The sequence below is a fragment of the Gardnerella sp. DNF00038 genome, from assembly GCF_049262855.1.
GTDB lineage: Bacteria > Actinomycetota > Actinomycetes > Actinomycetales > Bifidobacteriaceae > Bifidobacterium > Bifidobacterium vaginale.
Genome location: NZ_CP058407.1, coordinates 311467 through 327004 on the forward strand (window position 1 = coordinate 311467; position 15538 = coordinate 327004).

Genomic DNA, 15538 nt, shown 5'->3' on the forward strand with positions numbered 1-15538 from the left:
TCCTTATGGAATTATCGTTTAACTAATTTTGCTTCTGTTACTCTATTATTGCTTAGATTTGTTATGATTCGGTTAATTGGATTTCATCTAAATATTTTCGTCTTCGGCAAATCTTGTTAAATCCCATCTATAACCATTATCTTTATTGGATTCGCTAGCACTATATCCGCGTTCTGCTAATGCAATACTTGCTATTTGATTATCGGAGCTTTCTGGCAATTGGTAAATTCCAGAATCAAGCCGATTTTTGTCGCTATTTTTCTTGTTTTTCCCATTGTGATCTAGCAAATACGCTACTGCGCTTACTTGAACAGCAAAACTAAAGTCCATAATCTCAATAGGATTTCCACCGCCAGTAGTGTAATTTGTGCCGTCTCCTTCACTTATTAGTGTGATTTGCGGACCGCACGGAACTTGGATTTTTCTTTGTGAAGTTCCAACAACTGGCTTAAAATCAGGGATTTCGTCTAGTGCAATCTCGTTTGCAATTCCGCCAATAACAGCCAAAATCGCGTTTTCTTGCATGTTTTGCATGTGTTGCAATGTAATCGTGTGTCTAACGCCTGTTGCAGAAACAATCATATTGCTTTTTTTAACAACGCATTCAAGATTATGAGCTTCAAATCCATCGAAAACTGCGCGTAAGGATTGGACAGGATTTGTATCGCAAATCGTAACTTTTGCACCCAATGCGCGTATTCTTAATGCGAATCCGCGACCAACTGGACCGTATCCAACAACAGTTACTTTAGCGTTTTTAAAGCATTCGCTTCCAAGAATTTGCTGCATAGTAGTAACGCAAGTTTCGCCAGTTCCATGACGATTGTCAAAATCGGTTTTTAGAGCGCTGTTATTTACTGCAATCACAGGGTAGTGCAAGTGTCCAGCTTTTTGCATTGCTTCAAAAGCGCGCACTCCACTAGTTGTTTCTTCTGCAACTCCTATTAGATTAGCTGCGATTTGCGGGCGTTCCAGGCTTGCTAGGCGCGCAAAACTTGCACCATCGTCGATTATTATGTCTGGCTGTATTTCGTCTAAGAGTTTTAGCGCACCTTCATGAGTTTGTTCAGGTGTCCAATCTCGGTTTGCTTGTACTAAAATGCCTTCTTTTGTAAGCTGATCTGCCACTCTCTGGTCAGTTTCATCTGGACCGCAAAAAACGCCAATAATCGCTCCGTGCGCGTGCAATTCTCTAAGCAATACAGCTGTTTTTGGCTCCAACACAAGGCAAACAGCTATTCTAACGCCTTTTAAATCAAGTCCATTTTCTTTCAAGTTGTTAAGTAGCGTGCGCATTACTGGCATATGTTTTTGCGCGTAATCTATTGCGTCTTTTCCGCTTAAATTAGGTGCATTAACCATAGTGTCTTCTATATTTTCGTAAGATTTAGTGGCGTCAAAATCTGCATATTGTTTACAAGTTGTAGGAATTATTCCCCAAGATTGCGCGCTCTGTAAGAATTTTTCCACATCACTATTTTGGTCACTATTTTTAGCATTCTCATTTTGAATATTGTTATCTCCAATAAACACGCGTGCCCCAGCAAGAGATTGGTTAGTTCTCTGCGAAGTAATAGCAACCCATTCGCTAAAATCAATCATATTAAACTCCTAAAAGCTCTTATATTTATTATCCCTATAATCCAAGCGCGTTCAAAGCTTCTCTTAAATTCTCTACTTCGATTATGTCAATACCGGGAATGCTAATTTTCTTTCGCATATTACACACGATCGCACGCTTATAGCCGATCCTAGATGCTTCTCTAATTCTAGGTTCCATTCTAGAAGCTGGGCGAATCTGACCAGTAAGACTAATCTCACCAATCGCACAAGTTAAAGGTAAAACTGCCTTATTTTTGGCTGCGCTCGCCAAACTTGCTACTATTGCTAAATCGCAAGCAGGTTCTTTCGCCTTAGCTCCAGCAATCGTAGAAACGTAAATGTCTTTAGACAAAAGATTTAATCCACCATGTCTATATAAAACAGCGGTAAGCATGGCAATTCTGTTTGTATCTACTCCAGAAACTGCGCGTCTAGGGGCTGGCAGAACCGAATCTGTAACAAGAGCCTGAATTTCAATAGGTATGCTTCTGTGTCCTTCTAAAGTAAAAGTTACGCACGTTCCTTCGTTTTTACAATCTCCATTAGAAGACAGGAACAGTCCAGAAGGATCTGGAACCTCTTCAATACCATCGCCACTCATGTCGAAGCAGCCAACTTCGTCTGTAGGTCCAAAACGATTTTTAACAGCGCGAAGCATGCGTAATGCGGTTTGACTATCTCCTTCAAATTGGCAAACAGTGTCTACAAGATGCTCAAGCGTGCGAGGACCTGCAATCGATCCGTCTTTTGTAACGTGTCCAACAAGAAGAATTGGAATATCGCAAGTTTTAGCAACGTCTATAAGCGCGCTAGCTACTTCTCGAACTTGAGTGGAGCCTCCTGTAATTCCTTCAACATCGCTAGAAACAATAGTTTGAGCCGAATCAACAATTGCAAGAGTTGGCTTATATTTTTCGATTAGCGCTAAAGCTGTGTTTAAGTCTGTTGTAGAAGCAAGAAGAAGATTTTGACTTATGGCATTTATGCGTGATGCACGCAATTTTACTTGCGACTTTGATTCTTCGCCAGAAATATACAGGACTAAATTTTTTGTGTATTCGGCAGTGTTTTTCGCAGATTCGTTGCAATTCTTGGCAATTTTCCCTGCTGTTTCTAAAAGTAGAGTAGATTTTCCGATTCCTGGTTCGCCTGCTATAAGCGTGACTGATCCTGGAACAAGCCCTCCTCCTAAAACGCGGTCAAATTCGCTAAATCCTGTGTGGATTCGCATGCCATTATCTGCCGTAATTTCACTGATTGGCTGAGCATCTACGCTAGAATCAAGATTTGTTATTGTAGAAATGTTATTTTTTGCATTTCTAGATCTTGTGGAGGCTCGTGAAACTCCGCTTGTAGCTTTAGACTCGTGAAACTCGTTTAATGTTCCCCATTCGCCGCATTCTGGACAGCGACCATACCATTTTGAACCACTCCAACCGCATTCGGAGCATAAGTAGTAAGTAGTAGATTTTGCAGCCATGATTTGACGCTAGCTGCATTTGTAGACATTTTACCGTCATACTTTTGTGAGATAATCCAAGTATGTTGAACAGTGTTATGTGGGGTAAAAAATATGAATTCTTATGCGAATAATCCTTCTAACTCGACTTCATCTGTATCTGCTTCTCATAACAACTTACGAAAAGTTCTTATAGTTGCCGTAATAGTGGTCGTTTTAGCTATAGTTTCCGCATTCATATGGCCTGGCTGGGCATTAAATCGCCAGCAACCGCAGTCTGCTAAAACTCAGGTGTCTTCTGCAAAAACTCCGTCAATTAAGTCTAAAGATTTGCCTAGTACATCTACTGCACTGTTAAGATCTATGCCAGATAGTGTTCTTGATTTTGCGCGTGTTGATGCTTCTCCTAGTGCTAAATGGTCTTCCGCATCTCCTTTGGAAGAATACACTGTTAGATATTCTACGGGAGAATCTGGCAGTGATGTTTCAGTCGTTGTTGCTCAATGGAGTAGTCGTGATTTAGCAAATAAGCAATATGAGCTTTTAACTGATGCATTAGCTGGAAGTGATATTGCTTCTGGAAAGATTCAGGTTGCTGGTAAGACCACTGGAAGCTATGTTTTGAAGGCAGATGATAATAGCAAAACTAAAGCTAGTGCCATCTGGCAAAATGACACTGTTGTATTTGAAGTGACTGGTTTAAAACAGTCTGTTGAAAGATTCTATAAGCAATTCCCAATGTAACTTTCGTAGTGATATAGGCTGTTTTGTACGTGTTTTTGTAAAATTTTGTTTTAAAATTTTCCAAAGTCGTCAAAACGGTGTAACATTAGGCAAGTTGCACACTTTACATATGAATGGAGGCTTCAGATGGGTTCTGTCATCAAGAAGCGCCGCAAGCGGATGAGCAAGAAGAAGCACCGCAAACTGCTGCGTAAGACTCGTCATCAGCGTAAGTAGTAGCTGCTTGGCGCGCCTGCCCGTTTGGGCACGTAACACTTTTGAAAGCGTTGGATTTTTCCAGCGCTTTTTTTTTTATTGCGATTGAAGACTGCAATGATTGAAGAATGTAAAAAATTTCCCGAAAATGTACGTAAAACAGTGGATTTTACGTACATTTTCGGGAAATGATTGGTTAAATTTAGATATGCAGTTTACTTATTTGGATTTGTGAGTGTGCGAGGTCCGTTTGGATCGCCAACAATCACAGTATCGACCATGTTTAAGAACAATCCGTGTTCTACAACGCCAACTGTTTCAATCAAATCTTTAGCAAGCTCTTGTGGGTGGTCAATGCGCTCCAAGTGCAAGTCAACAACAAAGTTATTTTCGTCTGTACGCACTTCCTTGCCATCTGCATCAAGACGCAAAACTGGCTTGTATCCGCGCTTTTCAAACTTGCGAATCACTTGTGCAGATCCGAATGGAATTACCTCAACAGGAAGTGGGAACTTGCCGATTGTATCAACTACCTTGCTGGCGTCCACAATCCACACAATGCGGTCGGAGTTAATTGCAACAATCTTCTCCCAGAGCAATGCTGCACCGCCGCCCTTAATACCGTTAAAGTTCTTATCGACTTCATCTGAACCATCAATAGTAACGTCAATATGGTCAACATCGTTAATGTCAAGAATCTTAATGCCGTAGCCCTCTGCCTGCTCTTGCGTGCGTCGAGAAGTTGTGACACCAGTGAAGCTCAAGCCTTCTTCTTTTACTCTGCGACCGAGTTCGTCTACAAGAAAACGAACAGTAGAGCCGGTTCCAAGTCCAACCATCATGCCATTTTGTACAATCTTTGCGGCCTCAATGCCAGCTGCCTTCTTAAGAGCATCTTGCTGTGCTTTATCCATTTGTGCCTACTTTCTTATCTTTCTTGTTGGCGTGGCTAAAATAACAGCGCGTTTATAGCGTTTTTACCAACCGCCACTTATTTCATACATACTACATATTAGTCTGCGTTCAGATTTTATTCTGTTTGGTTTGCAGCTTTTGTTTGAATATAAAACTCGGTTGGATCTAGTTTAAGAGTGCCGTCTGGCTGAACATATCCGCTTACTTGTATGTTTCCTAATACGTATCGTGGTTGACCATTAAAGCTTTGGCTCGTATTTGGAGCAGGTGTGAATTGTAATGTTCCAGATACACATAATCCTGGCACTACTTGATATTTTTGTTCTGATTTATTTTGAGATTGTTTATTTTTACGCGACTCGTCGGATGCTTTCGATTCATCCTGTGTATTACTGTTACGCGTAGTTGAATCGTTAGCAACGCTGTTATCGGCGTATTTAATGGCATCATCATCGGATGTTTCACGTTTTGTTTCACGATGAAAATCGCCTTTAAAATCAGGATTAATATCCTTACCAACGCATCTTCCTATGTGATATTCTGCATTAGAAATCTTGCCGTCTAACAGCATTTTTGCGTCTTCTGGTACATCAACACCGTCTGCATATGTAGAAGAAATCAACGATTTCCATCCTTCTAGTGGCAGGTATCCATCCTTCAATCTGCTGCGGCAATCTTCAGCATAAGTTCTAGCCAGCTCATCAACTTTTTCGTTTCCAGCGTTTCCAGCGTGTCCCTTAACCCAGACGAACTTAACGGAGCCTTCGCGTTTAGTAATCTCCGAATCGATTGCGCGAATCAAATCTGCGTTTTTTACAGGCTCTTTTTTGGAGTTCTTCCAACCGTTCTTCTTCCACCCGTGAATCCACGTGGTTGAGCAGTTTATAGCGTATTGCGAATCAGTTTCGATTGTAAGATCCTCGCTTCCAGGGTGTGCTCTCAACGCTTCTAGTACTGCGCATAACTCACCAATTTGATTCGTGCCATTTGTGGCTCCGCCTGCATCCGCGTTTCCTGCATGTTGATGCTCGTGCGTGCTTCCTGCTTCATCAGTGTGGTCTGCCCAAGCCCAACCCATTGATCCATTTGGATTTCCAAGTGCTGAACCATCGGTAGAAACAACAATCATCACAAAACCTTTCAAAAATGCGCCGGTTGCAGATTGCAACCAGCGCAATTAGTAGATTCTTTACTTACGAAAGATTATTACGTTACGCTAAAGCCTTGTCTACTACAGCAGTAGCTTCCTCAAGCACCTTGTCAAGTGCCTCTGGAGAAACGAAGGACTCAGCATAAACCTTGTAAATGTTCTCGGTACCAGATGGGCGAGCAGCGAACCAATTGTTCTTGGTCGTAACCTTCAAGCCGCCAATCTTTGCGCCGTTTCCAGGAGCTTCCGTAAGCTTTGCGGTAATATCTTCGCCAGCGAGCTTAGTTGCTTCAACATCGTTGCCACTTAGAGCAGCAAACTTCTGCTTCTGTTCAAGAGTTGTTGGAGTATCTACGCGCTTGTACCAGCTTTCTCCAAAGCGAGCAACCTGATCTTGGTGAAGCTGAGCAGGGTTCTTACCAGTCTTTGCAGTAATTTCTGCAGCGAGCAAATCAGGAATCAAACCATCCTTATCGGTGGTCCACACGCGTCCGTCTTTGCGCAAGAAGCTCATGCCAGAGCTTTCCTCGCCGCCGAAAGCAACTTCGCCGCTAAAGAGTGGGTCAACGAACCACTTGAAGCCAACAGGAACTTCCACAAGCTTAGCGTTAATAGAAGCAGCTACGCGGTCGATCAAGGAAGAAGACACAAGCGTCTTGCCGATAGCAGTATTCTTTGGCCAATCTGGGCGAGCGCCGCCGAACAAGTACTCCACGCACACTGCAATGTAGTGGTTCGGGTTCATAACGCCCCAATTCGGGCACACGATACCATGGCGATCGGCATCTGGATCAGTGCCTCCAACCAAATCGTACTTATCCCAAGCGCCAGCGTTAAGCTGATCAACTAAGCCCTTCATTGCGTAAGGGGAGCTTGGATCCATACGAATCTTGCCATCGTGGTCAATAGTCATGAATCGCCAAGTTGGGTCAACTTCTGGACGCACAACGCCAATGTTTAAACCGTACTTTTCGTTCATAAGTGGCCAGTAGTTTACGCTTGCGCCGCCGAGTGGGTCAATTCCCAAACGCACGCCGCTAGAGCGAATCACATCGAAATCGATTACGTTAGCCAAATCGTTAACGTAGTGCTCGCGGTAATCGAAGCCTTCAACCAAATCAGACTTGATTGCTTCCTCGAAAGGCACGCGCTTAACGGACTTGTAGTTGTCGAGCAATTCGTTTGCGCGAGCTGCGATTGCGTTAGTTACGTCTGCTGGGGCAGGGCCGCCTGTTACAGGGTCGTACTTAAAACCTCCGTCGGTTGGAGGATTGTGCGATGGAGTGACGACAATGCCATCTGCCAAGCCGTCTCCGCTAAAGCGTTGAGTGCCGTCGGCTGCGCGATTATGCGTCAAAATAGCCTGAGAAACAACAGGAGTTGGCACGAAATCGCCGCGAGAATCCACGCGAACGTGAACTCCGTTAGCAACCAAAACCTCGATAGCGGTTTTTTGAGCAGGCTCAGAAAGAGCGTGCGTATCGCGACCAATATAAAGAGGACCAGTTACGCCAGCCTTCTTGCGATATTCAGCAATAGCTTGAGTAATAGCCACAATATGAGCTTCGTTAAACGAAGTTTTTAAAGCAGAACCACGGTGACCGGACGTACCGAAAATCACGCGCTGTTCTGGAATATTGGAATTTGGAACTTCATCATAGTAAGCGCCAACCAAAGCGTCGACATCTACTAGATCTTCTGGGGTGGCGGGCATTCCCGCATTTTTTGCTACCATAATTTTTTATTTTGCCACGGCGACGGTATTTTAACGTAAGTTAGCATTATTTTGAGTCAAAGAAGATTGTAAACTCTCTGGTATGCGCACGCATAAAGCCTGTTTGTCTACGCTAAAACGCAAGTGTTTTGTGTAGCCTAAAATATCTCCATCAACTTGCACAGGAGCAGGTCGTTCTATCTTGACTTCTGCTTCAACACCTTGCGATTGGTCGATTTTAGAGTTTGTAGAAAGCGGACTTTGCTTTGCTTTTCCTGTAACGGTTTGGTGTACAACGTCTCCAAATAGGTTAGCCCATCCAATTAATCCGCCAGATGTGTCAATAATTTCGAAGTCTAATATGCCATCATCGTAAACGGCTTCTGGCATTAAAGAAAGCATTGGTATTTGTCCACAATTACCAGCCATAAGTGTGCGGAATGATATTCCTCTTGCTGTGTGATTTGTACCGTTTTCTCTAATAAAAGTAACGTCTCCGCGATATTTTGGCGCAAATAAGTGTTTAACGCCAGCAACAAAGTATGCAAGCCAGCTTATGTTCTTTTTAAGCGCAGGATTAGTGTCGTCTATCATAAGAGCGTCGAATCCAATTCCTGCAATAATCAAAAATGCGTGACCATGGTCTTCATACGGCTTGTCGAGTATAAAAACACGCCCAACGTCAACTTTTTTAGATCCGTGGCTTGTTGCAACTCTTAGTGCTGCTTGAACATCATCTACTGGAATGCCCATGTTGCGCGCAAACAAGTTCCCTGTGCCAATTGGAATTATTCCCATCGCGTGGTTCGTGCCAGAAACCGCGCTTGCAACCGTTCTAACAGTGCCATCTCCACCAACTGCCACAACAACATTTGCCCCGTTTTCTAAGGCTTCGAGTGCGCATTCTCGCCCGTCTTTATTTAATTGAGTGTCTATTATTTCGTATGTGAAATTGTGTGATTTGCAATATTCTTTAATGTCAAGTCTATATTGTTCTGCTTGAGGTTTAGACGGGTTTAGTATGAAAGCGTAATGTACACTATCTCCGTGTCGCTCTGCGAGTTTTTCTGCTAAATGATGCTTTTTCAAGGCGCGCGTAACTATCATAATGATGAATGGTGCAAGTACTAGCGCAAAAACAATCACCATTAACGCAATCGTCGCTTGAATTGGCATATCTGGCATATTTATTATTCTTGCACATATCTTTAATATATGGTGATTATTTTTAGAATATTTGCGAATATTTGATTACTTTTCACATTTTCATCACGTATTGAGCATATTTTTTATTTTTGGCTCGCATTTCTATTATTTATTTCTATTATTTCTATTATTTCTATTTATATGTTTTACATTCCTTATGTGAGTTATATGCTAAGCAAGTGCTAAACTTGCCACATGCGATTTTTGTGCCATTAATCGAGCAGGGGTTTAAGAGTATGTCCGAGTTAGAACATAATAATCCAGACGCTTTTGAGTCTGAAAATATTGATAATATTGCTAATAATATAGACGTAAACAGTGTAGATAATTACAATATTGACAATAACGATATAAATCAGACTGCTGTTTTAAAGAATCGCCATAAGTCGAACAAGTCTGCACTGGTTCTTTTATATTCTTTGGTCATATTCGTTATACTCTTAGTCTGCGCTTTTCTTGGCACACAAGCGTATTTCCATGATCGTGTTGCCCCTGGTGTACATTTTGCTGGAAGTAGTCAAATTGTTGGCGCTCAGTTGGCAGCGGTTTCTAAAAATGTAGATAATGCTGTTGATAGCACCAAAATAGAAATTAAAGATGATCGTGGTAAAACAATCAACGCGAATTTTGAAGACTTGTACGTCAAAGTAGATAAGAGCGCAACGGTTAAAAATATAATGCGATCTAAGCATGATAACGCGTTTACAATGCTTATGCCTTGGGTTCAGAAGACTGTCGCTTTGCAAGCAACTCGAAACGACATGGATATGGATGCGTATATCATCAAGAAATTTGTTAACGATAAAGATCGTGCAATGCCTTATACGGCAAAATACGATTCTGGTTCTGAATCTTATGTGGTGGAAGATGGTGTTCCAGGTCGTACAGTAATAACATTGCCTGTTCGTGAGGCTGTTAAAAAATCGCTTGAAAATCCTGGTAAAACAGTAAAAGTTACTATTGAGTCTCGTAGGATTGAAGCACCGATTAAGCGTGATGTTGCTAAGAAAACTGTGGATCAGCTTAATAATATTCTTACTAAGAAAATCACTTTAAGTAATGGCGATTCAAAAGATTTTACGATACCTAAATCTGCAATCGCTTCTTGGATTAAGGTTAATGCTGATGAACAGAGAAAGCAGATTTCGTTTACTGTAGATAGGGAAGCAGTAAATACTTGGCTTTCAAAAGAGCTTGCTAAGAATCTGAACCAGCAGAAAATAGATCAGGAAGACACTTATAGTAAGAAGGGTCAGTTCATAATGACCACTCTTAAAGGTGTTAATGGCGTAGAGGTTCGCTATTCAAAGGATGTAGCAAACAAGGTTGTGGATGCTATCGAAAAGGGTACAGATGCAAAGATTACGGTTCCAACAAATGTAGTAAAGTTTGCTGTTGAAAAGAAGATTGTTGAAATGCGTATTGTGGTTGATAAAACCACGCAGACAGTAAGCGTTTACAAAGATGATCAATTAATACGAACAATGCCAGTTTGCACGGGCTCCAATGGATATTACGAGACGCCAAATGGAACATTCCACATTTACTTACGTTATGACGTTCAAGCTATGCAAGGATTTAATAGAGACGGTTCTAGATACTATTTGCCTGGAATTACTTGGGTTAGCTACTTTAACGGTGGAATTTCATTCCATACAGCAAGGTGGAATGATGTTGGTATAGCACAAGGATACCCAGCAAAGCATGGTTCTCACGGCTGCATTAATATGTACGAGCAGGATTCTAAGTGGGTGTACGACAATTGCCCGCGTGGAACAATCGTACAAGTGGTTGGCGAGCAGCCAGATGGTCCAGTTCGTCAATAATTCATTGTAATAGTGAGTTATAGGCTTTATAAAAGTTATAAAATTCATAAAAGCGAGTAACAATTTGGCTAAATTGGATGACAATAACGCTGCAAAAGGCGGCGAACAAGCCAAGCAAGAATGTGATTCTCCAGCTGTAGCTAGAAGAATAAGCAGTACGCCTATTCAAGTGCGAGTTACAGCCACGCTTTTTGATGCTCCTTCGGATGAAGAGCGTATAGATAAAAAGCCGCCTTTTATTCGATTGGTCAGAAAACTTGTTACATCAAGCGTTGGATTTTGGATGCGTGTAAGCGGTAAGATTATGCGCCGTTTGGGTTGGTTCCCAAGCGTTGAGCCTTATATTGGTTATGGAACTGATAATTATGCTCGTCTGATTTGCCGTACGGTTCTTGCTCCTAAAGCTGGGCATCATTCTGTTTTGAAGCGCGGAATATATGCGATGCTTGTTGTTCCTGCTGTTAGGATTCGTGTTTCTTTAAGCATTGATGGTGTTCCTGTTGAATCTGCGCAAGTTGGTGATTCGTCTGTGTACGATAAGCCAGATGCTAGTTTCAACAGTGGTGCTGAATATTGTGTTTCAGACTGTTCTGGTTATCTTGATTTGATTACCGAAAGATCACTTAATGTTGGTGAACATAAAGTGTCTTACAAAGTAGATAATCGTGAGCCTGTTGATGCAAGCATGTTTGTTATTTCTGAAAAATCTACTTTGGGAATAATTTCCGACGTTGATGACACTATTATGGTCACTCAGGCTCCTTCTCCGCTAAGAGCAGCTTACAATCTGCTTATTATGAATCCAGAGCACAGGCATGCTGTTAAGGGTATGAATCATTTCTTTAATAAGATTCGTGATTTTGTTCCTAACGCCCCGTTTTTCTATCTTTCAACTTCTCCTTGGAATGTGGAAGCTTCTATACGACACTTCATTTCGCGTGAAGGTTTTCCATCTGGACCACTTCTTCTTAGAGATTTAGATCCTAGACCTAAGACTTTTGTGCCGACTGGTCCTCAGCATAAGCTTGAGTTTGCTCAGCAGCTTATGGATGATTTTCCAGGTATGAGATTTGTGCTTATTGGTGATGATGGTCAGAAGGATCCAGCTACTTATGCGAGTATTATAAAAAAATTCCCTAATCGAGTTTTAGCGGTAGGCATAAGACAGCTTAAGGTCAATTCAACTATGACCGATTTTAGGAGAGCAATGTCTAAGGATTTTGGGGTTACTCTTGCGTCTTCTAGAATTGCAAGCGTTGGTGATGGTAATTTTGTTAATGCTAAAGGTGCTGCTGGAACTTTTGAAGGTGTCCCATTTTTTGCAGCTCCAGATGGTGAATCTTTGAAAGATATTATGATTCCATTTATTATGGATGCTGTTTAATGTTGTGTAGTTGATATTGTGTAATTGTGCAGAATTTTTATGTTTTCTATGTGTTGTAAAGGTTATAAATGCAAGATAGTTCGCTAAAAGTCGGTGAGTTTGATTCTTTAAATAAGGCTGCTGGTTGTAAGCCTATGACCGCTACAAAAATTGATTATGTTCGTGAGTTTCACAATGATGTGTTTGTAGATGAATATGCTTGGATGAAAGACAAAGAGAGCAAAAGAATTCGTGAATATATTGATTCTCAAAACAAGTACACTGAACAACGCGTTTCTAGGTTAGATTCTTTACGTAAACAACTGTTTAATGAGATGAAATCGCGTATTCAAGAAACGGATATGTCTGTTCCAACAAGAATGGACGGATATTGGTATTATGTGCGTACCGTAGAAGGTAAACAGTACGGGATTCAATGCCGAATGCCTGTTAAAAATGAGAATGATTGGGATCCGCCAGTTATAGATGAACGCGCAAATCCTGGAGAAACAGAAGGCGAAGAAGTTATTTTTGACGCCAACAAAGAGGCATCGGAATTTGGTGGAGATTTCTTCCAACTCGGAGGAATGGATATTAGTTTAGACGGCACGAGAATGTTGTTTGGTGTCGATACTAAGGGTGATGAAAGATTCGATTTTTATATTCGTGATTTTTGCAAAAGTAGCAATGATTTTATAACGCTTCGAGATTGCATAAAAGGCATATCTTCTGCGCTTTTAACACCAGACGGGAAATGGGTTTTTTATGTGACTTTAGACGGCGCATGGCGACCATACCAAGTGTTTAGACATAAAATTGGAACTTCTGTAGAAGATGATGTAAAAGTTTTTGAAGAATTGGATGCGAGATTTTTTGTTAGCGTTTACGAAAGTTTCGACGAACGTAGCATTATGATAAACAGCAGCTCCAAAACGACTTCGCGCGTATTAATGCTTCCATTAAGCACTCCAGAAGCAGATTTTAAGATGGTGTTAAAGCCTATAAAAAACGTGGAATACGATGTTTCTTTCGCATGCTTTGAGAATGCTGGAGATGATGGTAAAGATATTCCACTCATGTTTGTAAGCCACAATCTTAAAAATCCTAATTTTCAGATTGATGTTATAGATTTGCGAAAGCGATCTATGGAATCAATGCCATTTAACATTGGCGAAGGCGATTGTGTGGTTCAGGGATCTCCTTACGGCTGCAAAAATGGTGATTTATTAGAACCAGGAGCCAGCAAAAAAGCAGTTAGTGAACCGTATTATAACAGCAAGAATCCTAAGATTTTACAGGGAACTTGTGGATTGAGCATTGATGGTTTAAGCGTTTATAAGAATTATGTGGCTCTTTCTTTCCGCGCGAATGGCTTGCCTCAGCTTGCTGTTATGCCTAAAAGCAATGCTGTTGAAGATTTTAATGCTGGGCGACCTTGGCGTTTTATTAGGGTTGGGGCAGAAGGTTTTATAAAAGAAACAGCGGAAGAGTGGCAACCAACCGATGTTGTAAAAGATAATTTGTCTGATTTATCTAATTTATCTATCCAAAATCAAAATCAAAACACTGCTCGAATTGAACTATCTAAAATAACCAATGAACAAGCTAAAAATAGTCGTGTTTACCTTATTGGAGCAACTGGTAATCCTTCTTACGAAGCTCCAAGAATGCGTTATTCTTGTTCAAGCTATGCGACACTAGGGTCTTTGCGTGAAATAGATCCTATTACAGGCAAAAACGTTTTGCTTAAGCGTGGGAAAATTCTAGGCGATTTTAACGAAAATGACTACGCAGAAAAACGAGTGTGGATTACTGTCCGAGATGGAGAGCGCGTACCCGTATCCCTAGTGTGGCGTAAAAACACTGTGGCTAAATCACAAGCAATGTTCATCACCGCTTACGGAGCTTATGAAATAAGCAGCGATCCGTATTTTTCTGTGGCGCGCCTAAGCATGCTGGATAGAGGAGTGCTGTTCGTACAAGTGCATGTGCGAGGCGGTGGAGAAATGGGTCGTGCGTGGTATGAGAATGGTAGGCGTCGCAACAAAAAACACACGTTTGAAGATTTTGTAGACGTTACGCGCGCTTTGCAACAAGCGGGTTATGCTTCGGCAAATCAGACTGTTGCAAATGGCGGTTCTGCAGGCGGTCTTCTTATGGGAGCTGTAGCAAATATGGCTCCGCAATACTACGCGGGAATCGAAGCGGATGTTCCGTTTGTTGATGCGCTTACGTCTATGCTAGACGACTCGCTGCCGCTTACTGTTACAGAGTGGGACGAATGGGGAGACCCATTGCATAATGCGCAAGATTACGCGTATCTAAAGTCGTACACGCCTTACGAGAATGTGCCTGAACATGTTGAGCCAGGTGAGTTTCCAAAGATTCTTATAACTTCTTCGATTAACGACACTCGCGTTCTTGTTACGGAGCCTCTTAAGTGGCTTGCTCGCTTGCAGGCTGCAGGCGCGGACGCGATTGCGCGCATTGAAACAGATGGCGGTCACGGTGGAAGCTCTGGCAGGTATAAAAAGTGGGAGGAAGTTTGCTATGAAAACGCATGGTGTTTAGATGCCATGGGTATTTCGTAGAATATTTTTAAAACACATTGGAGGCTGATTGTGGTAAGAATTAAGCCAGATAAGCCCTACACGGAAGACCTTCCTTTAACGCATACAGCGTTATTTAAGCAAGTGCCACTCGATCAAGCGAGGGAGCTTCTCGAGCATTTGCATGAGTCGGTTTTTTCTAAGGGGCAGGCGATTTTTAACGAAGGAGATACTGATCGCCGCATGTATCTGCTTGAGCGTGGACGGGTTAAGCTTGTACGCCATTCAAGGGATAATCGTGTGCAATTGCTTAGTATCCACACGCACGGTGAGATTCTTGGAGAGATTCCTGTTTTTGACCCGTTCGGCGGTCCGCGTACAGCTTCTGCAATAGCAATTACAGATAGAACTCGCGTATTATGGCTAGAAAACGAAGTTCTTTTTAAGTGGCTTGGCCATCATCCTAGGGTTGCTGTAGACATGCTTCAGGTTTTAGCTGCACGTTTAAGAGCAAATAATGAACATATTTCTGATCTTGTTTTTATGGACGTTCCAGCTAGATTGGCTAAAACGCTTTTAAACCTTGCTTCTAGGTTTGGAGAACCTGTTAGGGAAGGTGTGCTTGTTCCTCACGATTTAACACAAGAAGAACTTGCTCAACTTGTTGGGTCTTCTAGAGAAACAGTTAATAAAGCGTTGATGGATTTTGCTCAGAGGGGTTGGATTAAAAGGCACGGTAGGTCAATTATTATTTACCAACCTGGAATGTTGATTCGCAGAGCAGAAAGATAAATCGCGATTTTTGCGTGCCGCAA

Annotated in this window: 12 protein-coding genes; 6 read left to right on the plus strand and 6 right to left on the minus strand. The window is 41.8% G+C overall.

Translation table 11 applies throughout. The annotated features are described in order from the left end of the window. Window positions 1-87: 87 nt before the first annotated feature. Together HXT19_RS01200 and radA are read right to left on the minus strand one after the other, a co-directional pair. Window positions 88-1602, minus strand: coding sequence for an adenosylhomocysteinase (locus tag HXT19_RS01200; RefSeq protein WP_101887909.1), 1515 nt, complete (start codon window positions 1600-1602; stop codon window positions 88-90). A gap of 34 nt (window positions 1603-1636) precedes the next feature. Beyond that, window positions 1637-3082, minus strand: coding sequence for a DNA repair protein RadA (gene radA / locus HXT19_RS01205; RefSeq protein WP_020760185.1), 1446 nt, complete (start codon window positions 3080-3082; stop codon window positions 1637-1639). 93 nt (window positions 3083-3175) lie between these two features. Here radA and HXT19_RS01210 point away from each other — a divergent pair, with 93 nt between their 5' ends. Together HXT19_RS01210 and HXT19_RS01215 are read left to right on the plus strand one after the other, a co-directional pair. Next, a complete protein-coding gene (locus HXT19_RS01210) occupies window positions 3176-3805 on the plus strand; it encodes a hypothetical protein (protein WP_004574955.1) in 630 nt (209 codons plus the stop codon). A gap of 126 nt (window positions 3806-3931) precedes the next feature. Then, on the plus strand, window positions 3932-4021 hold the full coding sequence (locus HXT19_RS01215; protein WP_004268639.1) for a 30S ribosomal protein bS22: 90 nt from the start codon (window positions 3932-3934) through the stop codon (window positions 4019-4021). A 194-nt stretch (window positions 4022-4215) separates the two neighbouring features. On the opposite strand, the gene rpiA is transcribed toward HXT19_RS01215, so the two are convergent. The 4 genes from rpiA to HXT19_RS01235 form a co-directional block, all read right to left on the minus strand. Next, window positions 4216-4914 carry a ribose-5-phosphate isomerase RpiA gene (gene rpiA, locus HXT19_RS01220; RefSeq protein ID WP_415694579.1) on the minus strand — a complete coding sequence of 233 codons (699 nt, stop codon included), beginning with the start codon at window positions 4912-4914 and terminating at the stop codon, window positions 4216-4218. A 116-nt stretch (window positions 4915-5030) separates the two neighbouring features. After that, entirely contained in the window at window positions 5031-6092 is a 1062-nt protein-coding gene (locus HXT19_RS01225) for a ribonuclease H family protein (protein ID WP_004112073.1), read from the minus strand. A gap of 34 nt (window positions 6093-6126) precedes the next feature. Further along, on the minus strand, window positions 6127-7800 hold the full coding sequence (gene pgm, locus HXT19_RS01230) for a phosphoglucomutase (alpha-D-glucose-1,6-bisphosphate-dependent) (protein ID WP_009994669.1): 1674 nt from the start codon (window positions 7798-7800) through the stop codon (window positions 6127-6129). A 30-nt stretch (window positions 7801-7830) separates the two neighbouring features. Beyond that, window positions 7831-8964: a diacylglycerol/lipid kinase family protein gene (locus HXT19_RS01235; protein WP_004112079.1), complete on the minus strand. Its 1134-nt coding sequence runs from the start codon at window positions 8962-8964 to the stop codon at window positions 7831-7833. A gap of 257 nt (window positions 8965-9221) precedes the next feature. On the opposite strand from HXT19_RS01235, the gene HXT19_RS01240 reads away from it, so the two are divergent. The 4 genes from HXT19_RS01240 (at window position 9222) to HXT19_RS01255 (ending at window position 15515) form a co-directional block, all read left to right on the plus strand. Continuing rightward, window positions 9222-10811 (plus strand): L,D-transpeptidase, encoded by a 1590-nt coding sequence (locus HXT19_RS01240; RefSeq protein ID WP_032834287.1) that lies wholly within the window; start codon window positions 9222-9224, stop codon window positions 10809-10811. Window positions 10812-10875: 64 nt separating this feature from the next. Continuing rightward, window positions 10876-12195, plus strand: coding sequence for an App1 family protein (locus tag HXT19_RS01245; protein ID WP_004115839.1), 1320 nt, complete (start codon window positions 10876-10878; stop codon window positions 12193-12195). Window positions 12196-12263: 68 nt separating this feature from the next. Next, a complete protein-coding gene (locus HXT19_RS01250; RefSeq protein WP_101887908.1) occupies window positions 12264-14765 on the plus strand; it encodes a S9 family peptidase in 2502 nt (833 codons plus the stop codon). A gap of 30 nt (window positions 14766-14795) precedes the next feature. Further along, on the plus strand, window positions 14796-15515 hold the full coding sequence (locus tag HXT19_RS01255) for a Crp/Fnr family transcriptional regulator (protein ID WP_004112109.1): 720 nt from the start codon (window positions 14796-14798) through the stop codon (window positions 15513-15515). Window positions 15516-15538 lie beyond the last annotated feature (23 nt).